Annotated in this window: 22 protein-coding genes and 1 tRNA gene; 18 read left to right on the top strand and 5 right to left on the bottom strand. The window is 56.8% G+C overall.

Annotated elements, in window-relative coordinates:
• Positions 1-25 precede the first annotated feature (25 nt).
• The gene (gene pepD, locus ACMGF9_RS19290; protein ID WP_049241371.1) at positions 26-1,486 is read right to left on the bottom strand and encodes a beta-Ala-His dipeptidase; all 1,461 of its coding nucleotides are present in this window, start codon (positions 1,484-1,486) and stop codon (positions 26-28) included.
• Positions 1,487-1,825: 339 nt separating this feature from the next.
• Here pepD and gpt point away from each other — a divergent pair, with 339 nt between their 5' ends.
• The 8 genes from gpt to ACMGF9_RS19250 all read left to right on the top strand — a co-directional run bounded on the left by gpt (position 1,826) and on the right by ACMGF9_RS19250 (position 8,734).
• Positions 1,826-2,284 (top strand): xanthine phosphoribosyltransferase, encoded by a 459-nt coding sequence (gene gpt, locus ACMGF9_RS19285; RefSeq protein ID WP_004930253.1) that lies wholly within the window; start codon positions 1,826-1,828, stop codon positions 2,282-2,284.
• Between the two features lie 303 nt (positions 2,285-2,587).
• Complete coding sequence (gene frsA, locus ACMGF9_RS19280) at positions 2,588-3,835, top strand: esterase FrsA (RefSeq protein WP_049241373.1); 1,248 nt, start codon at positions 2,588-2,590, stop codon at positions 3,833-3,835.
• A gap of 60 nt (positions 3,836-3,895) precedes the next feature.
• A complete protein-coding gene (crl, locus tag ACMGF9_RS19275; protein WP_033651027.1) occupies positions 3,896-4,297 on the top strand; it encodes a sigma factor-binding protein Crl in 402 nt (133 codons plus the stop codon).
• Between the two features lie 116 nt (positions 4,298-4,413).
• Positions 4,414-5,517 (top strand): glutamate 5-kinase, encoded by a 1,104-nt coding sequence (proB, locus tag ACMGF9_RS19270; protein ID WP_015376738.1) that lies wholly within the window; start codon positions 4,414-4,416, stop codon positions 5,515-5,517.
• A gap of 9 nt (positions 5,518-5,526) precedes the next feature.
• A complete protein-coding gene (proA, locus tag ACMGF9_RS19265) occupies positions 5,527-6,780 on the top strand; it encodes a glutamate-5-semialdehyde dehydrogenase (RefSeq protein ID WP_019454296.1) in 1,254 nt (417 codons plus the stop codon).
• A 188-nt stretch (positions 6,781-6,968) separates the two neighbouring features.
• Positions 6,969-7,044: transfer RNA gene (locus ACMGF9_RS19260), tRNA-Thr, on the top strand.
• Positions 7,045-7,307: 263 nt separating this feature from the next.
• On the top strand, positions 7,308-8,087 hold the full coding sequence (locus ACMGF9_RS19255) for an alpha/beta hydrolase (protein WP_015376760.1): 780 nt from the start codon (positions 7,308-7,310) through the stop codon (positions 8,085-8,087).
• A gap of 428 nt (positions 8,088-8,515) precedes the next feature.
• A complete protein-coding gene (locus ACMGF9_RS19250; RefSeq protein WP_015376761.1) occupies positions 8,516-8,734 on the top strand; it encodes a TM2 domain-containing protein in 219 nt (72 codons plus the stop codon).
• Between the two features lie 50 nt (positions 8,735-8,784).
• Here ACMGF9_RS19250 and ACMGF9_RS19245 read toward each other — a convergent pair whose 3' ends face one another.
• Complete coding sequence (locus tag ACMGF9_RS19245) at positions 8,785-9,318, bottom strand: hypothetical protein (protein ID WP_015376762.1); 534 nt, start codon at positions 9,316-9,318, stop codon at positions 8,785-8,787.
• A gap of 439 nt (positions 9,319-9,757) precedes the next feature.
• Positions 9,758-10,678 carry a LysR substrate-binding domain-containing protein gene (locus tag ACMGF9_RS19240; RefSeq protein ID WP_118892417.1) on the bottom strand — a complete coding sequence of 307 codons (921 nt, stop codon included), beginning with the start codon at positions 10,676-10,678 and terminating at the stop codon, positions 9,758-9,760.
• A gap of 115 nt (positions 10,679-10,793) precedes the next feature.
• On the opposite strand from ACMGF9_RS19240, the gene ACMGF9_RS19235 reads away from it, so the two are divergent.
• Together ACMGF9_RS19235 and ACMGF9_RS19230 are read left to right on the top strand one after the other, a co-directional pair.
• Positions 10,794-11,516 carry an isochorismatase family protein gene (locus ACMGF9_RS19235; RefSeq protein WP_004930270.1) on the top strand — a complete coding sequence of 241 codons (723 nt, stop codon included), beginning with the start codon at positions 10,794-10,796 and terminating at the stop codon, positions 11,514-11,516.
• A gap of 87 nt (positions 11,517-11,603) precedes the next feature.
• On the top strand, positions 11,604-12,701 hold the full coding sequence (locus ACMGF9_RS19230; RefSeq protein WP_118892711.1) for a hypothetical protein: 1,098 nt from the start codon (positions 11,604-11,606) through the stop codon (positions 12,699-12,701).
• Between the two features lie 60 nt (positions 12,702-12,761).
• Here the strand turns inward: ACMGF9_RS19230 and ACMGF9_RS19225 are convergent, their stop codons facing one another.
• Positions 12,762-13,730 carry a helix-turn-helix domain-containing protein gene (locus ACMGF9_RS19225; protein ID WP_004930273.1) on the bottom strand — a complete coding sequence of 323 codons (969 nt, stop codon included), beginning with the start codon at positions 13,728-13,730 and terminating at the stop codon, positions 12,762-12,764.
• 445 nt (positions 13,731-14,175) lie between these two features.
• On the opposite strand from ACMGF9_RS19225, the gene ACMGF9_RS19220 reads away from it, so the two are divergent.
• From ACMGF9_RS19220 to pqqE, 8 genes are all read left to right on the top strand, one after another.
• Positions 14,176-14,634 carry a helix-turn-helix domain-containing protein gene (locus ACMGF9_RS19220; protein ID WP_015376765.1) on the top strand — a complete coding sequence of 153 codons (459 nt, stop codon included), beginning with the start codon at positions 14,176-14,178 and terminating at the stop codon, positions 14,632-14,634.
• Between the two features lie 474 nt (positions 14,635-15,108).
• Positions 15,109-15,732: an isochorismate family cysteine hydrolase YcaC gene (ycaC, locus tag ACMGF9_RS19215; protein ID WP_015376766.1), complete on the top strand. Its 624-nt coding sequence runs from the start codon at positions 15,109-15,111 to the stop codon at positions 15,730-15,732.
• Between the two features lie 165 nt (positions 15,733-15,897).
• Positions 15,898-17,322, top strand: a complete 1,425-nt coding sequence (locus ACMGF9_RS19210) for a glucose/sorbosone family PQQ-dependent dehydrogenase (protein WP_015376767.1) — start codon at positions 15,898-15,900, stop codon at positions 17,320-17,322.
• Between the two features lie 104 nt (positions 17,323-17,426).
• Entirely contained in the window at positions 17,427-17,504 is a 78-nt protein-coding gene (gene pqqA / locus ACMGF9_RS19205; protein ID WP_004930284.1) for a pyrroloquinoline quinone precursor peptide PqqA, read from the top strand.
• A gap of 58 nt (positions 17,505-17,562) precedes the next feature.
• Positions 17,563-18,474, top strand: a complete 912-nt coding sequence (gene pqqB / locus ACMGF9_RS19200; protein WP_021505285.1) for a pyrroloquinoline quinone biosynthesis protein PqqB — start codon at positions 17,563-17,565, stop codon at positions 18,472-18,474.
• A gap of 9 nt (positions 18,475-18,483) precedes the next feature.
• Entirely contained in the window at positions 18,484-19,239 is a 756-nt protein-coding gene (gene pqqC, locus ACMGF9_RS19195; RefSeq protein WP_130054977.1) for a pyrroloquinoline-quinone synthase PqqC, read from the top strand.
• Positions 19,239-19,517: a pyrroloquinoline quinone biosynthesis peptide chaperone PqqD gene (gene pqqD / locus ACMGF9_RS19190; RefSeq protein WP_015376770.1), complete on the top strand. Its 279-nt coding sequence runs from the start codon at positions 19,239-19,241 to the stop codon at positions 19,515-19,517. The genes pqqC and pqqD overlap by 1 nt, the downstream gene beginning before the upstream one ends.
• Positions 19,510-20,646: a pyrroloquinoline quinone biosynthesis protein PqqE gene (gene pqqE / locus ACMGF9_RS19185; RefSeq protein ID WP_015376771.1), complete on the top strand. Its 1,137-nt coding sequence runs from the start codon at positions 19,510-19,512 to the stop codon at positions 20,644-20,646. The genes pqqD and pqqE overlap by 8 nt, the downstream gene beginning before the upstream one ends.
• Before the next feature lie 65 nt (positions 20,647-20,711).
• Here pqqE and ACMGF9_RS19180 read toward each other — a convergent pair whose 3' ends face one another.
• Positions 20,712-21,416, bottom strand: a complete 705-nt coding sequence (locus ACMGF9_RS19180) for a hypothetical protein (RefSeq protein WP_021504731.1) — start codon at positions 21,414-21,416, stop codon at positions 20,712-20,714.
• Positions 21,417-21,422 lie beyond the last annotated feature (6 nt).

Genomic DNA, 21,422 nt, shown 5'->3' with positions numbered 1-21,422 from the left:
CGGCTTTTTGCGTTAAGCGCGCAGATTACGCGCGCTCAGGGATCGCTTTCAGCAGCGAGGTCAGCAGCTTCCAGTACAGACCGACGCTTTCGATATGCACCTGCTCATCCGGCGAGTGCGGGCCGGTGATGGTTGGCCCGATCGATACCATATCCATGTTTGGATACGGCTTTTTGAACAGACCGCATTCCAGGCCGGCGTGGATCACCATGATGTTCGGCGTCTTGTTGAACAGCTCCTGATACAGCTCGCGCACCAGGTGCATCACCGGCGAGTCGGCGTCCGGCTGCCAGCCCGGGTAGCCGCCCTTCGGCGCCACCTTGGCGCCGGCCAGCTGGCCCAGCGCGGTCAGCATCTCGACCACGTAATCTTTGCCGCTGTCGATCAGAGAGCGGATCAGGCAGATGATTTCCGCTTCGTTTTCGCTGGTGGTGACCACGCCGACGTTCAGCGAGGTTTCCACTACGCCTTTGACCGCGTCGCTCATGCGGATCACGCCGTTCGGCGTGCCGTTCAGCAGCGCCAGGAAGCGTTGCTGGCTGTCGGCGCTCAGCGCCTGCGAAGCGCTGGTGGCCGGCTCCAGCAGCACGGTGATGTTCTTCTCTTTGGCGGAGAGTTCGTTCTGCAGCACCGCCAGGAACTCCTGGCTCAGTGCTTTCAGCGCGTCGGCTTTTTCCGCCGGCACCGCAACCACCGCGGAGGCTTCACGCGGAATGGCGTTGCGCAGGGTGCCGCCATTCAGATCCAGCACGCGCAGGTTCAGCGCCGCCGCATGGGCGAACAGGAAGCGCGCCAGCAGTTTGTTGGCGTTGCCCAGCCCGACGTGGATCTCGGCGCCGGAGTGGCCGCCTTTCAGGCCCTTGAGGGTCAGCTTCAGGGTTTGATAACCGGCCGGCACCGCTTCGCGCTGCAGCGGCAGGGTGGTGATGAAGTCGATACCGCCGGCGCAACCCATGTAGATTTCGCCTTCTTCTTCGGAATCGGTATTGATCAGGATGTCTGCCTGCAGCCAGTTTGGCTGCAGCCCGAAGGCGCCGTCCATGCCGGCTTCTTCGGTCATGGTCAGCAGCACTTCCAGCGGGCCGTGCTCAACGCTGTCATCGGCCAGCACCGCCAGGGCGGAGGCCATGCCGATGCCGTTGTCGGCGCCCAGCGTGGTGCCGCGCGCTTTCACCCACTCGCCGGCGATATAAGGCTGGATCGGATCCTTGGCGAAGTCGTGCACGGTGTCGTTATTCTTTTGCGGCACCATGTCCAGGTGCGCCTGCAGCGCCACCGGCTTGCGGTTTTCCATGCCTTTGGTGGCCGGTTTGCGCAGCAGGATATTGCCGACCTGATCGCGCTCGGCGTGCAGGTTCTTCTCTTTGGCCCAGGTGAGGATGTGCTGCGCCAGCGCTTCTTCATGATAAGAAGGGTGCGGGATAGAACAGATCTTGGCGAAAATATCCCACAGCGGCTGTGGCGAAAGCTGAGACAATTCAGACACTATAAGTCTCCTGTGACGGCAGGCTCCGACAGGACGGGCGTGCCGCGCGGTTGAGGTGAGCGGGTATCTGTGCGTCGTGGCACGATCGTTAGAGAATATCACTTTATTTCCGGCGGCGCGCGCCCCGTATTGTGCGGTTTAAGCGCTTGATCACACGGCTTCGCGGCGGGAACGTTCGCTTTTTCAGCATCAATCACCGAAAAGCCGCGCGGCGGAAATCGCGAGGTTTTCCTCGGTACAGCTGGAATTCAACGCGGCCAGTCTCTATAATCTCGCGCAACCTTTTTTCCCCTGAACTATAAAGTAAGCCGCTTCACCAGCCGGCTGGGACACGATTCTATGAGCGAAAAATACGTTGTTACCTGGGATATGCTGCAAATACATGCACGCAAGCTGGCGCACCGCCTGCTGCCTGCCGACAAATGGACCGGCATCATCGCCGTCAGCCGCGGCGGCCTGGTGCCGGCGGGTCTGCTGGCGCGCGAACTGGGCATTCGCTATGTGGATACCGTCTGCATTTCCAGCTACGACCATGACAACCAGCGCGAAATGAAAGTGCTCAAGCGCGCCGAAGGCGACGGTGAAGGCTTCATCGTAGTAGACGATCTGGTGGATACCGGCGGCACCGCAAAAGCGATCCGCGACATGTACCCGAAAGCGCATTTCGTCACCATCTTCGCCAAGCCGGCGGGCCGTCCGCTGGTGGACGACTACGTGATCGACATCCCGCAGGATACCTGGATCGAACAGCCGTGGGACATGGGCGTCAGCTTCGTTCCCCCTATCGGCGGTCGCTAAGCCCAGCCAGTTCCAAGTCAACGCCCGGTTATGCCGGGCGTTTGCTTAAGGATAAACGTGATGGCGTTGTCAGGCTTACCGAAGGCAAGATATAAAAAATAAGGAAAATCAATTTATTGATTTTCGGCCGTTGACCACAAAGGAGGAAAAACCACGCTGTTTCCTTCTTTGTCAGCCGCCCGACGCCCGGTTATGCCGGGCGTTTGCGTTATCTTGGTTTATCCCGCCAGAGTTAGGTACACTACCTCCAGTTAAGTAGGCCTGTTGCGGCCTATCGCCAGATTTACGGAGGCTGTTGTTACCATGGCACAGGCCAACCTTTCTGAAATTCTTTTCAAGCCCAAATTCAAACACCCTGAAACCTCGACGCTGGTGCTGCGCGCGCGCAACAAAGTCAGCGCCGCCATGCATTCCGCATTGGAAGGCGACACCACCGGCAGCTGGTACCGCATGCTGAACCCGCTGCTGTGGGCCTGGCGCGGCGTCAGCCCGATCGAAATCCACGAAGTGTTGGCGCGCATCGCCGCCTCCGACGCCGAGCGCAGCAATCCGCAGCGGCTGGATACCGTGGTGGGCTACCGCAACGGCAACTGGATCTACGAGTGGATCCATCAGGGCATGCAGTGGCAACAGCGGGCGACGGAGCAGCAAGATCCGCTGCTCGGCGGCGAATACTGGCTGAAGGCCGCGAGCCTGTACAGCATCGCCGGCTACCCGCACCTGAAGGGCGACGAACTGGCCGAACAGGCGGAGATGCTCGCCAACCGCGCGTACGAAGAGGCGGCGCTGCTGCTGCCGTATCAGCTGAAAGAGCTGGAGTTTCGCATCGAAGGCGGCGGCAGCGTCACCGGGTTCCTGCACATGCCGGAGAAGGGCGAAGCGCCGTTCCCGACGGTGCTGATGTGCGGCAGCCTCGATACGCTGCAGACCGACTATCATCGCCTGTTCCGCGACTACCTGGCGCCGCACGGCATCGCCATGCTGACGCTCGACATGCCGTCGATCGGTTCTTCCTGCAAATGGAAGCTGACGCAGGACTCCAGCTACCTGCACCAGCAGGTGCTGATCCAGCTGGCCTCGGTGCCGTGGGTGGATCATCAGCGGGTGAGCGCCTTCGGCTTCCGCTTCGGCGCCAACGTGGCGGTGCGATTGGCCTACCTGGAGCCGCAGCGGCTGCGCGGCGTAGCCTGCCTGGGGCCGGTGGTGCATCGCCTGCTGTGCGACAGCAGCACCCAGCTGAACGTGCCGGACATGTATATGGACGTGCTGGCCAGCCGCATGGGCATGGCTAACGCCTCGGACAACGTGCTGAAGGTGGAGCTGAACAGCTACTCGCTGAAAATGCAGGGGCTGTTGGGGCGCCGCTGCCCGACGCCGATGATCTCCGGCTACTGGGAGCGCGATACGCTCAGCCCGAAAGAGGAGTCGCAGCTGATCGTCACCTCCTCGGTGAGCGGCAAGCTGATCGCCATCCCGCGCACCCCGGTTTACGACAGCTTCCACCGGGCGTTGCTGCAGATGTCCGGTTGGCTGAAGGATAAAATGCGTTAATTAGTTGCTAAATTTTAACAATTTGTTAAAAAGAGTGGTCTACATTGAGGAGGTTAGAGAATGACGTTACCGAGTGGTCACCCTAAAAGCCGACTAATGAAACGTTTTGCCAGCTTGGGGCCGTACCTGCGTGAAGGGCAATGTGAGAACGACCGGTTTTTCTTTGATTGTTTGGCCGTCTGCGTCAATGTAAAGCCCGCTCCGGAGAAGCGTGAGTTCTGGGGCTGGTGGATGGAGCTGCAGGCGGAAGAGGCGCGCTTCACCTATTCGTACCAATTCGGCCTGTTCGACAAGGAAGGCAACTGGACGACGCAAAACATTAAGGATGATGAAGTGAACGCCAAACTGGAAGACACCCTGCGCGACTTCCATCGCCGCCTGGGCGAACTGCTGGCGACCATGGAACTGGGGCTGGAACCCGCCGATGATTTCAAAGAAAAACTGATCAAACTCTCCGCCTGACCCCGTTTGACCACGTATTGTGCTGATTTCGCGTTGTGCCTGTTGGCATAACGCGTCTCTCCTGTTACAAAGACCTCTGCACTCTTCTTCTCATCATTACACACGGCAGAAATACTATGAACGGCAGCCAGACATTGGTTGTGAAATTGGGCACCAGCGTGTTGACCGGCGGATCGCTGCGTCTGAACCGCGCCCACATCGTCGAATTGGTGCGCCAGTGCGCGCAGCAACACGCCGCGGGCCACCGCATCGTCATCGTCACCTCCGGCGCCATCGCCGCCGGGCGCGAGCACCTGGGCTATCCCGAGCTGCCCGCCACCATCGCCTCCAAGCAGCTGCTGGCGGCGGTAGGGCAGAGCCGGCTGATCCAGCTGTGGGAACAGCTGTTCTCCATTTACGGCATCCACGTCGGGCAGATGCTGCTGACGCGCGCCGATCTGGAAGACCGCGAGCGCTTCCTCAACGCGCGCGACACCATGACGGCGCTGCTGGACAACCGCATCGTGCCGGTAATCAATGAGAACGACGCCGTCGCCACCGCCGAAATCAAAGTGGGCGACAACGATAACCTGTCGGCGCTGGCGGCCATTCTGGCCGGGGCCGATAAACTGCTGCTGCTGACCGATCAGCAGGGCCTCTACACCGCCGATCCGCGCAACAACCCGCAGGCCGAACTGATCCGTGAAGTGCACGGCATCGACGACGCGCTGCGCGCCATCGCCGGCGACAGCGTCTCCGGTCTGGGCACCGGCGGCATGGGCACCAAGCTGCAGGCGGCCGACGTGGCCTGCCGCGCCGGCATCGACGTGGTGATCGCCGCCGGCAGCAAGCCGGGCGTGGTGGCGGACGTGATCGAGGGCAAACCGGTGGGCACCCGTTTCCACGCGCTGGAAACCCCGCTGGAAAACCGCAAGCGCTGGATCTTCGGCGCGCCGCCGGCCGGTGAGATCACCGTCGACGACGGCGCGGTGGAAGCGATGATGGCGCGCGGCAGCTCGCTGCTGCCGAAAGGCATCCGCGAAGTGAAGGGCGACTTCTCGCGCGGCGAAGTGATCCGCATCCGCAACCTGGCGGGGCGCGATCTGGCGCACGGCGTCAGCCGCTACAACAGCGACGCGATGCGCATGATCGCCGGGCACCACTCGCAGGAAATCAGCGAGATCCTCGGTTACGAATACGGTCCGGTGGCAGTGCACCGCGACGATATGATTGTCAGTTAAGGAGTGAGCATGCTGGAGCAGATGGGGAAGGCCGCCAAGCAGGCCTCCTGGCAGCTGGCGGTGCTGAGCACGGCGAAGAAGAATCAGGTGCTGTCGGTGATGGCCGACAGGCTGGAAGCCAACAGCGAAGCGATCCTGCTGGCGAACGAACAAGACATGGCGCAGGCGCGCGCCACCGGCATGAGCGAAGCGCTGCTCGATCGCCTGCTGTTGACCCCGGCGCGGCTGGCGGCGATCGCCAACGACGTGCGCCAGGTGTGCCGCCTGAACGATCCGGTCGGCCATGTGCTGGACGGCAACCTGCTGGACAGCGGGCTGAAGCTGGAGCGCCGCCGGGTGCCGCTCGGCGTGATCGGCGTGATTTACGAGGCGCGGCCGAACGTCACCATCGACGTCGCCAGCCTGTGCCTGAAAACCGGCAATGCGGTGATCCTGCGCGGCGGTAAAGAGACGCACAACACCAACCAGGCGACGGTGAAAGTGATCCAGCAGGCGCTGGAACAGTGCGGCCTGCCGGCGGCGGCGGTGCAGGCGATCGACAGCCCGGATCGCGCGCTGGTGAACGAACTGCTGCGCCTGGATCGCTATGTCGACATGCTGATCCCGCGCGGCGGCGCCGGCCTGCACAAGCTGTGCCGCGAGCAATCGACCATCCCGGTGATCACCGGCGGCATCGGCGTGTGCCACACCTACGTGGATGCCGACGTCGATTTCGACAAGGCGCTGACGGTGATTGAAAACGCCAAGATCCAGCGCCCGAGCGCCTGTAACTCGCTGGAGACGCTGCTGGTGAACCGCAGCATCGCCGCCGAGTTCCTGCCGGCGCTGAGCGCCAAAATGGCGGCGGTGGGCGTGACGCTGCACGCGGCGGAAAATGCGCTGCCGTTGCTGCAGGGCGGCCCGGCGACGGTGGTGCCGGTGAATGCGGAGGATTACGACGACGAATGGCTGTCGCTGGATCTGAACGTGTTGCTGGTGGACGATATCGATCAGGCTATCGACCACATCCGCACCCACGGCACCAACCACTCCGACGCGATCCTCACCCGCTCGCTGAGCAGCGCCGAGCACTTCGTGCGCGCGGTGGACTCCTCGGCGGTGTACGTCAACGCCAGCACCCGCTTCACCGACGGCGGCCAGTTCGGCCTGGGCGCGGAAGTGGCGGTGAGCACCCAGAAACTGCACGCCCGCGGCCCGATGGGCCTGGACGCGCTGACTACCTACAAATGGATCGGCTACGGCGACGATCTGGTGCGCAGCTAAGGCCGGATTGCGGTCATAAAGAGGTCAGGGCGCAGCATGCTGCGCCCTGATTGTTTTTGTAAACGGGACTGCACGACAGTCTGGTTGCTTGTAAAACGACCAAACGCCCCGGCGGCTCTTGACTCATTTCGCGCGCAGGTCTACCTTGTTCAACGCACTTCCGGCTTGCCCCGCAGGCCCGGCTCGATGCCGATATAGCTCAGTTGGTAGAGCAGCGCATTCGTAATGCGAAGGTCGTAGGTTCGACTCCTATTATCGGCACCATTTCAAGTCTCGCAATGCCTTCCTTGTAAAAATACGCAGCACTTGCGTCTGCAACGTTTGCGGTTGATATTTCTGCTTATCGCTACGTGGCAATGCGCTGCAAGGTATAATACAAACGCGTTTGTTTAATCATTCACACAACCAGCAAGCGTCGTAAGCAGAATAATACGTTGCTACGGTTGAACCTCACCGTCTTTTTTTATCTGGAAAAAGACATTGTCGCCAATGTTAAACCACTGGCTTATTTATAAAGTGAGGTTGTTATGTGTGGATGTTTGATTTCAAGAACGAAGGACTTTAACTTTAATGGTCAACGTTATAGAGTTTTTATTGCTCATGACAAGCAAGCGCATGGCGATTTAAAAGCGCTTTACTTTCTCGATGCCAATACTCAATTCTCCAAGCTGACCGACCAGCATCGGCGCAGAAGTAACGATAATATTCTTTATGTCGGCATCGGCTATCAGGATGGGGTGGATATACTAAAAGCAAGAACCCGCGACTATACGGTTCCCTCTGATGATAAGGAGTTTATTGACGGTGGCGGAGCGCCGGCATTTTATCAGTTTATCACCACATGCGTTAAGCCCTGGATTGAGTCACACTACTCAATCAATACAGACAAACAAACGCTGGCAGGTCATTCACATGGCGGGCATTTTGTACTTTATACGCTGTTGAACCATCCTGACGCGTTTCAAAATTATCTGGCGGCCAGTCCATCGATCTGGTGGGGGAATGGGGCGTTGCTTCCTGATGGCAAGTTAACAATCGCTGAAAGCGTTAATAAAATAACCTTGATGATCGGCGAGTATGAAGAAAAGGTTCATCCGCAAAGTAATGAAACTGAAAGAGAGCGGGTGACCAGAATTAATACAACACCCAAGTTGCGAGTCAGGCATCTGGCAAAAAAACTGATCGAAGATGAGCAACGCTGTGATTTTATCTTCTGCTCAGGGCGTCGTCATCCGGGTGTCATCAAGGATTATGCACTTATGGCGAATGCGATCGCGGCGCATAATACTCAACGCGATGGGCTTTAGCGTCGTGATATAATCATTTTTTGAACACTTGCAAGTGAGCCGCTTTTAGCCGTCTGCAGGCATTCACCAGGGAAACTAAAAATTAGAACGGTATGCCAATATCAGGCAATGAAAATTTGTTTTAACCTTATCTCTTACAATGACTGCTGCGGGATAATGTTCGTTCATCTATTATGCTGACGAGATCCTGCGAGCGTGCGTGTTTTTTGAGCCGAAACCGAGTATCTGCAACCTCACTTCCCATGCTTCCCTCTGCTTATCCTTTCGCCGGTTAAACAACCGTTTAATTAATCACTGTTATAATTACCCCTGTTGAGCCTTGATGGGTGAATGTTTTCCTCCTCAAGCAGTGCGATGCGGCGCTCTGTGGAGCGGCATCCGTTTTTGGATATGCCGGTGGTTCGGTGAGAAGTTAGGAGAAGTGCACTATGAGCAGAAAAGACAAGCTCGCGGCGGCCCTGCTGGCCATCTTCCTGGGCGGATTGGGCATTCACAAGTTTTACCTGGGCATGAAGTGGTGGGGGCTGTTCTACCTGCTGTTCTGCTGGACGGGGATCCCGGCGATTGTCGGCTTTATCGAAGGTATTATTTATCTGTTCCAATCGGAAGAGAAATTCAACCAGAAATACAATCCTGGTCTGATTTAATGCTTTTCTGACGGCGCCTCCTGTTAAGGGAAGCGCCGTTTTTCATTCCGTTACTGTTTCTTCATCATCATCTTGCCGCGCATCTCTTTGCTCATCATTTTATTCGAGCTGGAGATGACGCAGTTATATTGCTTGCCTTGGTTAATGACCATAAAGGTGCTGACCGGATCTTTAAAATTCTTGTCGATGGTGAAATAAATATACGCCTGCGGCAGCGCCGCCGGTTTAAAGGCGCCGAAGGCATACACATCCGCCAGGCCCAGCGCGGAGAGATCGACTGTCAGCTCCATCGGTTTCATGGAATCCGGCGATGGGAACATCGATTTGGCCGACATCATCATGGTGCTGCTGTTGATGGTGTAATCGGTTTTAACCTTCATGCCCATATATTTCGATTCCGGCATGGAGAGTTCTTTTTTGCAGGCGGCGTCGTGCTGCGGTGCCGGGCTGCCGTTTTCCATCACGGCGTGCACATGTTCCAGCGTCACTTCCGCGTTGCCGGTGGTAGGTTGCGCATCGGCCGCGTAAGCCGCGCCGCTGAAGGCTGCCACAGAGGTAAAGATAATGCCCGTAACGATTTTCATTGTCGGTCTCCGGAATGCTAATAATGATATTAATTGCGGTGTGTAGCCTATTGGCTTGATAAAACGCAAAGTGACCCGTTCCATGGAGATAAAGCCTCCTCGGAATATTGTTGATAAAATATTTCCCCGCCCGCTAAAAAACGGACTTTTTAATTGCTGTCAGTGTCTTTGTCCAACTGCATATAAATAGTCTGTCTAAACATAGTCAATGTTTGGAATATGCACAAATTATTGCAGTTTTTTTTCTTTGTTTGTGCCTTTTGCTTTTAGGTTGAGAGAAATATCCCATGCGATACAGTGTGTTGTGTTTTTAACGTGAGATTTTACATGAGGCGTTATTTATGTGAGTGGTATGGTCACATAAACGATGCGATAAGTGATTATATATTGCCAGGCTTATTATTGAAGTTATTAAAGAATAACGCGGCGAGAGCCGCGTTTATCGATCGTTCAATAACGGCGGTATTTCCTGGTAAAAAAAGTCGATCAGCGCTTTTACCGCTGGTGGCACTCCGCGGCGCGAGGGATAAAGCAGCACCAGCTCGCCGTTTTGCGGATGCCACCCGCGCAGCACCTCTTGCAAATCGCCACGCGCAAGCGCCTGGCGGCAGGCGTAATAGGGAATGCCGCAGATCCCTTGCCCATCAAGGGCGGCGCGCAGGATCACCTGCAAATTATCGCTGCTTAAGCGGGGTGAGAAGGGCACGGTGACCACGGCGTTTTGCGGCCCGTAGAGCCGCCAGCTCGGTGCCCCCTGTTGTGGCGGGTAAAGCAAACAGGGCATATCGCTCAGCTGTTGTGGTGTTGACGGCGCGCCGTGTCGCGCCAGCCATGCCGGGCTGGCGGCCAACAGCCATTTGGCGGTGCCGAGTCGCCGCTGGATAAGCCCTGCGGCCTCGTTGGCGATGCCAAGCCCGCGGACAGTGAAGTCCAATCCTTCCTCCAACAGATCTATCCGCCGGGCGGTGACGTGCGTTTCTACGTTCACTTTGGGAAAGCGCGCCATAAATGCCGGCAGGAGCGGAGCGATCACTTCGTCCGTCAACAGCGGCGACGCGCTGAAGCGCACGGTGCCGTTCGGTTCCGCCAGCGTGCGCAGCGCCGTCTGCTGCGCCTGATGCGCTTGCTGCATCATGGCGACGCAGTGCAGATAGACCTCGCGGCCCACCTCGGTGAGCTGAATACGCCGCGAGGTTCTTTGCAGCAACCGCAGGTTGAGTTGACGTTCCAACTGCGCCACCTGGCGGCTCAGGCGAGAGGTCGGGATGCCCAGCGCTGTGCCGGCAGCGGTAAAACCTTTGTGCTCAACCACCTGAGTGAAAAAATACATGGCGTTGAGATCGAGTGGAAACACCTTCATCACACACTCCATCATGATCATTTTTGCAATGATAGCTTCTATTATCGCCTATTTAACCCTGATCGATGCGGTTTTATCCTGCAGGCACACCATTGTTGAAACGAGGATAAACATCATGAAAAACCTTTACCGCACTTTGGCTCTGGCCATCGCCATGGCCGGGGCGGCGCAACCGGCCTTCGCGGCGCCGGCAGCGCCACAGCCGCATACTCAGGCACAGCCGGCGTCCGGCCCCTTGCAGCTGTTGGATCGCCACAACTCGGTGCTGCTGTTGGTCGACCATCAGATCGGTCTGATCACCGGCGTGCGCGACATGGAGAGCGCAACGCTGAAACATAACGTCGTGGCGCTCGCCAAGGCGGCCCAGGTGATGGGCATTCCGGTGATCGTGACCTCGACCGGCGCCAACGGTCCGTTCGGGCCGATCATTCCGGAACTTAAGGCTGCGTTGCCGGGGGTGAACATTATCGATCGCCACAGCGTCAACGCCTGGGACGACGCGAACGTGCGCAAAGCGGTTGAGGCCACCGGCCGCAAAAAGATCGTGATCGCCGGCGTATCGCTGGAAGTGTGCGCCGGCTTCCCGGCGATCACGGCCAAAGCGGCGGGATACGACACCTATGTGGTGATCGACGCTTCCGGCACGTTCAATCAGTCCAAGCATGAGGCGGGCATGGCGCGGCTGGTGCAGGCCGGAGTGATCCCAACGGATTACGGTACGGTGGGAGTAGAGTGGCTGGGAGATAACGGCGATGCCAAAGCCGGCGAGCTGTACGGCGCGCTGGATATGCCGGCGACGACTTTGGTGAATCAGCTGTTCCAGGCCAAGGGCAAATAGCGCCTGGAGTGATAGCGATATTTTTTTCAATCCTTCCAACCGCCTGCGCTAGAATCAGGCGGTTTTCTCTTGGAAAAGGATATCGCCATGGCCGCCTGGGCCCTTTTGATCGTCGGTTGGGTGTTGATTTGGCAGGATCAGCCGATTGTCGGCGTGCTGTGCATCGCGCTGTTTGCCGTGCTGCAATGGGCGAAGTACGCCGCTAAAGGCGCGCAAGACCCCGAAGAGGCGGCAGAGTGGCGCAAGACCGACTGGCGTTCGCAGCCGATTGAAATGGCGCACGCCGGTGACTGTGACCGGCAGATAGGCGGCGTGGGGGAGTTGGGCATGGGCGGCCCCAGCTTTTGGACGCTGCTGCTGCGCGACGGGGCGATGGTGCATGGCGCCTGTGCCGAGCCGCAGGACGTGGACGGCGGCAGGTTGCGCCTGATCCCGACCCGCAGCCGCGAGGGAGAGGGGCTGACGGTGTACGAGCCTGCCGCCCGGGTGATGTACGCGCTGCCCGTGCTGACCGATCGTGAGCAGGGAGCCTTAGCCGCCGGTTCCGCCGAGGCGCTGGCGCGGCTGCGGGCGAAGTGTCGGCAGGTGGAGGCCACGCCGTTGCGGCAGGTGCGCGGTCTGTGGGTGCCGCAGTGGATAGAGGAACCGGCGGATCGTCTGGAGATCACCTTGCCCAGCGGCCGCGCGCTGGCGGCGCGTTTGATGTTGCCGCCCGTTCTGCGCTATGCAGACGATCCCGCCGCGCTGCTGCACGCACCGCCTTATGCGTTGTGGCTGGATAACCGGCCGACCGATCGCTTCGTGTGCGATCTCGAACGCGTGGCGGAATCCCCGGCGGGTGATGCTTTCTGCGTCGGCGGTTGCCAGTTCCGCGGCGAGCATATCGTGGATGGCCTGTACCACCTCTATTTCGCCGGCGAGTGGTTCTGCCTGCTCTCTTATGCGCACAAACCTGCAGGTGGGCGTGGTTCAGACACCACCTTTTTCGTTGAACGAGTTGAACCGCAAGACGGCGGCGTGTTCGTGATTAAATGGGATGCCTACAGCGTGGGGCCCGACGGGCGTGAGCCGCGCGTGCCGGCCCCGCCGGTCTTGGTTATCGCGGTGAGCTGGCAGGAAGCGCCGCTGCAGCTGCCCACGGCCAATAACCGCGTGACCGTGCGCCTGCCCAACGCTACGGCGTAATGCAACATGGTGAGCTCGCCGGCCTGCAAGGCGCGCGTTAATGCTCACATTTTGATTCGCTTAAGGGCGTTTCTTCCTGATCTTGCCGGGAGACTCGCCAAAATAGGTTTTACACACGCGATTGAAGTGTGAAACATCGACAAAGCCTGCCCGTTTGGCGATATCTGCGATGGAGAGTTCGTCAAATTCTTCGGTATTGAGCATACGTAATGCGGAGTTGGCGCGGTAGTTGATTAACGCCTGGCCGAAACTGGTGCCTTGATTGGCCATCACGCGGTGTAATGTTCTGGTTGAAATGCCGACCTCTCGCGCGATATCCGTTGCGGTCAGAACTAAATTCATGTGTCTTTGATGCAGACTTTCCACGATTTTCTGATAATTTCTATCGCGGCTAAATTTGCGGGACAAGGCATCTTCGCTAACCAAATCGTGATAGAGCAGCGAGAGCAGCATGCCGATTTGATCCAATATCATTGGCGGTTGAAAGTCGATTGTGCTCAGATAAGGCGGAGAAATCTGTTCCAGATAGGCGGCTAATACTTTCCCCCAGCCTGAAAGCTCGCTCAGGTTTTGTTCGATCATTTTTTCGGGGTTGGCGACCCAGGTGTTGAGCCACTCAGCAGGCAACGCCAGCGTGCGGTTAAGGAAACCCTCCGGCAAAAGTGAAATATATTCCTTGCGCGTATCGAGCAAGATTGCGCTGCCCGCAGGCACGGTGATCTCTTGGCCGTATCGATTGATAAATCGCCATGTGGCGCCGGCATACACGAGGTGGTATTCGTCGCTGGCGCTACGTAGAATATTCTTTCTGTCGCGCTGTGAGCGTTTGGCTGAACCATTAATGTCAGTAATGGAGAATTGCCCGGCCTTGAGCGTTGACAGATGGCACCAGAAGCGGGAGTGATCGTCGATGGTGGTTGTAACGCTGATCAGGCTTTGTTTCAGCAGGCGATCAAATTCACTCAGCCGCTCTTCTGCAAGCATGCCGGCAGTTGACCAGTTAAATAAGGAGGACTTGTCCTTTCGCATTGCACCGCTCTCCATTTTACGTTGTCCGTTAACGTTTATTTTTCTCACATTGCCTAAAAAATGACTACCTGACTGGGAATGTTCCTATTGTCTTTTATTAAAGTTGCAGCCCTTTTCCTCTGTGCCGTAAGTCATCATCCTATAATGATAAGAGATAAATTCCGTCTTAAGATGTAAATATCATAAATTATAGTTGATTGCATCGCTTGAACGGGGATTTATCAGATGATGTTTCTGATGTCATTAAATTCTCTTATGTAATACAAAGGGGATTGTTTTAAGGGGCTTAAGTAAACCGCCGTGATGATAATTATTTCAACCGGAATTTGCTTTGGATGCCACTCAATAGGCTGTGAGTGACAGGTTGCGGGGTAATTTGACAGCACATTCTTTTTCTGCCATTGGTTATTTGTGCAATGAAGTTAATTAAATGAGGAGGGAGAAGATGTCTGACGAATTTAACGGAAAGATCAGCGAGCGCGTCGTTCGAGAAATTATTATTTGGATTGATAATAACTTAGGTGGGGATTTGAGTATTGATGCCATATCCAGAAAGTCAGGTTATTCTAAATGGCATCTGCAGCGAGTGTTTAAAATGCGAGCCGGTATCAATCTGGGCGGTTATGTCAGGGAGAGAAGGGCGCTCTTTGCGTACTATGCTTTGACGGAAACAGATATACCAATAATTGATATTGCTTTTATGTTAGGCTTCAATAGTCAACAGGCATTTAGCCGAGTGATTGATAAAACATTCACGCTTTCACCCGGTGTTATTCGTCGGCTAAGCAGAAACGGCACGGTTTCTTTTCCGGCATTGATTAATAACAGCTATTGTTCAACGACCGCCATGAATCCCACCATGCGGGTCTCTGTCATGGAGGGAATGCGTAAATTATTAATATAGTTAAATTCTAATTTTAATTGGCGTCTGGTGATTGCCCCTTTTGCTTTTGATGCCTTGTCACTTTGAGCAAAAAAAATGGCACGTTTAACCCTATTAAAAAGGACGCTCTCCATTAGACTGAAAACAGTGGAATGCACATGGCGATCATGGAAAGGTAAAAATTTGATTTTTAAATATTTTTTTCAATTTTTACCGGGTTTTAAGAGCTGAGAACCCCCCTGGTTATATAAGAAAACGTTGATTTCTTTTAAGATTTTTTTCACAAGACAAGCCAATTTTTTTTTCAGGGGGGAGGTAAATGATTGATGGAGTGGCTTATTTAATCAGCTTTTTGTTAATATTCCGATTTTGTGTCTTCAATTTGCTTCTCTGCTGAAAGAGACTAAAATTTATTCTATGCTTTGTCATCTTTCAGCTGGTCTTAGCGCTGTAGTACTATACCCGGTCCGTTCAGTCCATTTAAAGGAGTGAGATATGTCAAAGAAATATGTTCGCCTTGATAAAAATGATGCCGCTGTGCTATTGGTCGACCATCAAACGGGGTTGCTTTCTCTCGTTCGTGATATCGATCCCGATAAATTTAAAAATAATGTCCTGGCTGTGGCTAATTTAGCAAAGTATTTCAAGCTGCCTACGGTGTTAACAACCAGTTTTGAAGTTGGCCCGAACGGCCCGTTAGTGCCGGAGCTAAAAGAGATCCATCCTGATGCTCCATTTATTCCTCGCCCTGGGAATATCAACGCTTGGGATAATGAAGATTTTGTTAAAGCCGTCAAAGCTACCGGTAAAAAGCAATTGATTATCGCCGGGGTCGTTACGGAGGTTTGCGTCGCATTCCCTGCGCTGTCGGCGCTGGAAGAAGGCTTTGATGTATTCGTCGTGACTGATGCATCAGGCACCTTCAATGAACTTACGCGTGACTCCGCATGGGACAGAATGTCTCAGGCTGGCGCGCAGTTAATGACCTGGTTTGGCGTTGCCTGTGAATTGCACCGTGATTGGCGTAATGATATTGAAGGATTGGGCGCGCTGTTCTCAGCACATATCCCAGATTACAGAAATCTGATTACCAGCTTTAATAAAATGAGCGAGAAGTAATCTTCTAACGCTCTTTTTTGCATATATTTGGCATGATGCATGTGTTGCGTTGCATCATGCTAGTGTTTTTTCCCTTATCGCAGAGCTCTGTGATTGAGCTTAAATCGACAGGCCTTTTTTCTTTATATTCATCCATAAAAGTTTCTGGGCATAGGATGGGAAATTATGAATAACAAATTCAGTGTGATGTTCAACGCGATTGCCATATCTCTGATGACCTGCGGTATGGCCTATGCGGCGGATGCTTCTCACTCGCCGAAAGGGGAACAATCGGTTGTTCAAACGGCAGAACCTTTCAAGGCCCATGTTTTGATTAATGGGCTTGATGCGCCCTGGGACATGATTTGGGGGCCAGATGGCGACCTCTGGGTAACGGAGCGCAAGGCTGCGTCAATCGTTCGTATCAACCCGCAAACGGGTGAAAAGCAGGTGGCGATCAAGATTGACGGCGTGCATGTCGGGCCGCAGCATGAAGGGGTATTGGGGCTGGCGCTGTCCCCGAACTTCATGAAGCCGGGAGGGGATAACTATGTCTACGCCTCCTATACCTATATGAATGGCAATGACGAGCACGCAAAAATCGTCCGTTTCGAGTACGACGAGAAAACCAAAAAACTGGGGAATGAGAAAGAAATTCTGGCGGGTTTCCCGGCAGGCAACGATCATAACGGCGGGCGCCTGCGTTTTGGGCCTGATGGCAAGTTGTATTACACGATCGGCGAGCAGGGCCACAACCAGGGTGCCAATTTCTGCAAGAAAATTGACGCTCAGCGAATCCCGACCGAAGCCGAGCTGGCTAAAAAAGATTATTCCTCTTACGCCGGTAAAGTCATTCGCTTAAATGTCGACGGCACTGTTCCAAGTGATAATCCGGTGATTCACGGGATAAAAAGCCATCTTTTCACCTACGGTCACCGTAATCCGCAAGGTCTCGTTTTCGTCGGCAATACGCTGTACGCCACAGAACAAGGGCCTTCATCCGACGATGAGTTGAATATCCTCGAAGCCGGCGGCAACTATGGCTGGCCTCATGTCGCAGGCTATCGCGACGATCAAGCATATGTTTACGCGAACTACTCCGAGGCTAAAAATTGCCCGTCTCTGCAATGGGATCCGAACCATATCCCGGCGGGCGTACCGATCCAGAAAGAGACCGAATGGAGCGCACCTGATTTCAAAGCGCCGTTGAAAACCTTCTTTACCGTAAGAGAAGGGTTTACTTATAACAACGCCAGTTGTCAGGGCGATTCATCCTATATGTGTTGGCCGACAATCGCGCCTTCCAGCATTGCGTATTATCCTGAGAATGGCGTGATAAAAGCTTGGCGCAACTCGGTTATTATCACTTCCATGAAAATGGGGGCATTGTACCGAGTGCCGTTAAATGCGGATAAGAAGGATGTGCAGGGGGATGTGATTAAATATTTCCACACCGCGAATCGTTACCGTACGGTGTTGGTGAGCCCTGATACGCGGAAAATCTATGTAGCGACAGATAATTTTGGCAACGTTATGGATGAAACCAACCATCCTACGCACGATCACAGCAACCCCGGTTCGATTCTGGTCTTTGAATATACCGGGCAGTAGTAGTGAATAAGGGAGATATCTGATGATATCTCCCTGAATTGAGCCGGAATAGAACGGATTTTTTGGCTTAGCTGCCGTTACTTTACATAAAGAGGGTAAACATCATGCTGTTATGGCAAAAACCTGAGTTTGTTGACCTGCGTCTGGGGCTGGAAGTGACGCTGTACATTTCCAACCGTTAATCGCCCGTCTGCCCGCCTTTCGCGCGGGCATTTCTTTCCTTCTTTTTCTGGTTCAGACATGCAGATAAAAGTTCTCGGCTCGGCAGCGGGCGGCGGCTTTCCCCAGTGGAATTGCAACTGCGACAACTGCCGGGGCGTTCGCAGCCACAGCATCAGCGCCACGCGCCGCACGCAGTCTTCCATCGCCGTCAGCGATGACGGTAAAAACTGGGTACTGTGCAACGTTTCACCGGACATTTGCCATCAGCTGCTGGCCTCGCCCGAATTGAACAATCCCGACGTGCTGCGCGGCACCGGCATCGGCGCGATCGTGCTGACCGACAGCCAGATCGATCACAGCGCGGGCTTGCTCAATCTGCGTGAGGGCTGCCCGCACCACGTCTGGTGCACCCCTGAAGTGCATGACGATCTCAGCACCGGTTTCCCGGTGTTTCCCATGCTCTCCCACTGGAACGGCGGGTTGATTCACCACCCGGTAACGCCCGGTGAACCTTTTCACACGGCGGTCTGCCCAAACGTGCGCTTCACCGCCATTCCATTGCTCAGCAACGCGCCCCCCTATTCGCCGTACCGCGATCGTCCGCTGCCGGGCCACAACGTGGCGCTGTTCATCGAAGATACCGCGCGCGGAGCCGGGCTGCTGTACGCACCGGGCCTCGGCGAGCCGGACGAGAACTTGATGCCCTGGCTGCGCCGGGCGGATTGCCTGCTGATCGACGGCACGCTGTGGCGCGACAACGAGCTGGCCAACGCCGGCGTGGGGCGCAATACCGGCAAGGACATGGGGCACCTGGCGCTGGCGGAAGAGCACGGGCTGGCGGCCCTGCTCAGCGCCTTGCCCGCCAAACGCAAAATCCTGATCCACATTAACAATACCAACCCGATCCTCAATGAAGACTCGGCAGAGCGGCAAAGTCTGACCGCCGCCGGCATCGAAGTGAGCTGGGACGGCATGAACATCGAACTGTAGGGAATCGCCATGACGCAACCACGCCCCCTGACGCCGCAGGCATTTGAAGCGGCGCTGCGCGCCAAAGGCGCTTATTACCACATTCACCACCCGTACCACATCGCAATGCACAACGGCGAAGCGACCCGCGAGCAGATCCAGGGCTGGGTGGCCAACCGTTTCTACTACCAGACCAGCATTCCGATCAAGGATGCGGCGATCATGGCCAACTGTCCGCAGCCGGACACCCGCCGTAAATGGGTGCAGCGTATTCTGGATCACGACGGCTACGGCGGCAGCGAAGGCGGCATCGAGGCCTGGCTGCGCCTCGGCGAGGCCGTCGGCCTGCAGCGCGACGCCCTGCTTTCTGAACAGCTGGTGCTGCCCGGCGTGCGCTTTGCGGTGGATGCCTACGTCAACTTCGCGCGCCGCGCCTGCTGGCAGGAAGCCGCCTGCAGCTCGCTGACCGAACTGTTCGCGCCGCAGATCCACCAGTCGCGCCTCGACAGCTGGCCGCAACACTACCCGTGGATCGACGCCGCCGGTTACGACTATTTCCGCAGCCGCCTCGGCCAGGCCAACCGCGACGTGGAACACGGCCTGGCGCTGGCGCTGGACTATTGCGACACCGTAGAAAAGCAGCAGCGCATGCTGGAAATCCTGCAGTTCAAGCTGGACATTCTGTGGAGCATGCTGGACGCCATGATCATGGCCTATACCCTGAACCGCCCGCCTTACCACAGCGTGACCGCCGCGCGGGTCTGGCACAACCAGAGGCTGGTGTAATGACGCTGAACCCTGAACATACCCCGGTATTCCGCCGTGGCTACCGCCTGCAATGGGAGCCGGTGCAAAACAGCCACGTGATCCTCTACCCGGAAGGCATGGCCAAGCTGAACGACAGCGCCGCCGCCATCTTGCAGCTGGTCGACGGCAACACCACGCTGAATGGCATCATCGCGCAGCTGAACGCCCGCTTCCCCGGCGCCGACGGGTTGGCGGACGACGTGCTGGAGTTTTTCCAGCGCGCCTACGAACAAAAATGGGTGACCTTCCGTGACTGAACCACGTGCGCCGGCGGTGAATCCGCCCCTCTGGCTGCTGGCGGAGCTGACCTACCGCTGCCCGCTGCAGTGTCCGTACTGCTCCAACCCGCTCGATTTTGCCGCGCAGGAAAAAGAGCTGACCACCGCGCAGTGGATCGAGGTGTTTCGCCAGGCGCGGGCGATGGGCAGCGTGCAGCTCGGCTTCTCCGGCGGCGAGCCGCTGGTGCGTAAAGACCTGCCCGAGCTGATCGCCGCCGCGCGCGATCTCGGGTTTTACACCAACCTGATCACCTCCGGCATCGGCCTGACCGAGAAGAAACTGCAAACCTTCGCCGACGCCGGGCTGGATCATATTCAGATCAGTTTTCAGGCCAGCGACGAAACGTTGAACGCCGCGCTGGCGGGCTCCGCCAGGGCGTTTCAGCAGAAGCTGGCGATGGCCAGGGCAGTCAAGGCGCTCGGCTATCCGATGGTGCTCAACTTCGTGTTGCATCGCCATAATATCGGCCAGATCGACCGCATCATCGAACTGGCGATCCAGCTGGATGCCGACGACGTCGAGCTGGCGACCTGCCAGTTCTACGGCTGGGCGCACCTGAACCGCGAAGGGCTGCTGCCGACCCGCGAACAGATCGCCGAGGCAGAAGCGGTGGTGAAACGCTATCGCGAGCGCATGGCCGCCGACGGCAAACTGGCCAACCTGCTGTTCGTCACGCCGGATTACTACGAGGAGCGGCCTAAAGGCTGCATGGGCGGTTGGGGCGCCATCTTCATGAGCGTGACGCCGGAAGGCATGGCGTTACCCTGCCACAGCGCCCGTCAGTTACCGATTACGTTTCCGTCGGTGCTGGAGCACGATCTGCAGCATATCTGGTACCACTCCTTCGGCTTTAACCGCTATCGCGGCTATGACTGGATGCCGGAGCCCTGCCGGTCCTGTTCGGAGAAAGAGCAAGACTACGGCGGCTGCCGCTGCCAGGCGTTCATGCTGACCGGCAACGCCGACAACGCCGACCCGGTGTGCGGCAAATCGCCGCACCACGGCACCATTCTGGCGGCGCGTGAAGCGGCGAATCACTCGCAGATCGGTATCGATCAGCTGCGTTTTCGCAATCAGACCAACTCCCGACTGATCTTCAAGGGATAGCGTGGTGCTGTCTTCACTGAGATCTGCCGGAACGGCCTTTTGAAAATTACGCCACGGTCTAACGCTTAAGGCAGCACCCTGACTTCGCCGTGCTGCAAGGTCAGTACTGCGATAGGGCTGCCGGAGAAGCACTCCTTAAAGAGCCAGCCGCTGGGCCGAAACGCCGCTGCGGGCAGCCCGGCCTGCCACTCCTCCCACTGCGGGGCCGGCTGATCCGACGGCAAAGAGAAAGAGACCAGCCAACCGGCTTCGCAGTGCGCCCTTTGGCCGGTTGGACGGGTGAAGGTATGCGCATCTGCCAGCTCCATCACCGGCGGTAAAACCTCAAAAGCGATGATCGGCACGCCGGCCACGCTTTGCGGCTGAGGGAAGCGCACGGCGGTTACACCGTCCATCGTGATGGGGCTGTCTTCGGTGCCGGGCTGGCGCGGCTCCTGCCGGTTTACCCAGCTTCCCTTTGGCAGGGTGATTTCGCCGAACGGCCTGGCCGCCTCGAGCGTCAGGTAGCTGCGCCGATTCCAGCGTTCTTCCGCCCGCTGGCTCTTGAGATCCTGGATGGCAATGTCGATCAGCATCAGCGCGAACGCTACCGGGTAGATCGCCAGCGCCGAGGCCAACAGATAGCCGCCCCAGGAAAGCGGCGGGCGCGGGCGGCCGCAGCGGGCGGCGGCATATCGCCAGCCCCACCAGGCGAGCAGGATGCCGGCGAGCAGCAGGGCCAATAACAGCGCCAGCAGGCCGGCGACGCCGGCGCCATAACCTAACAGCATGGCAAG

Origin of the sequence: Serratia sp. BNK-23 (genome assembly GCF_047456145.1) — a bacterium.
GTDB lineage: Bacteria > Pseudomonadota > Gammaproteobacteria > Enterobacterales > Enterobacteriaceae > Serratia > Serratia nematodiphila.
Note: the sequence above shows the minus strand (reverse complement) of the source record. Positions and strands in the feature narration are given on the sequence as shown.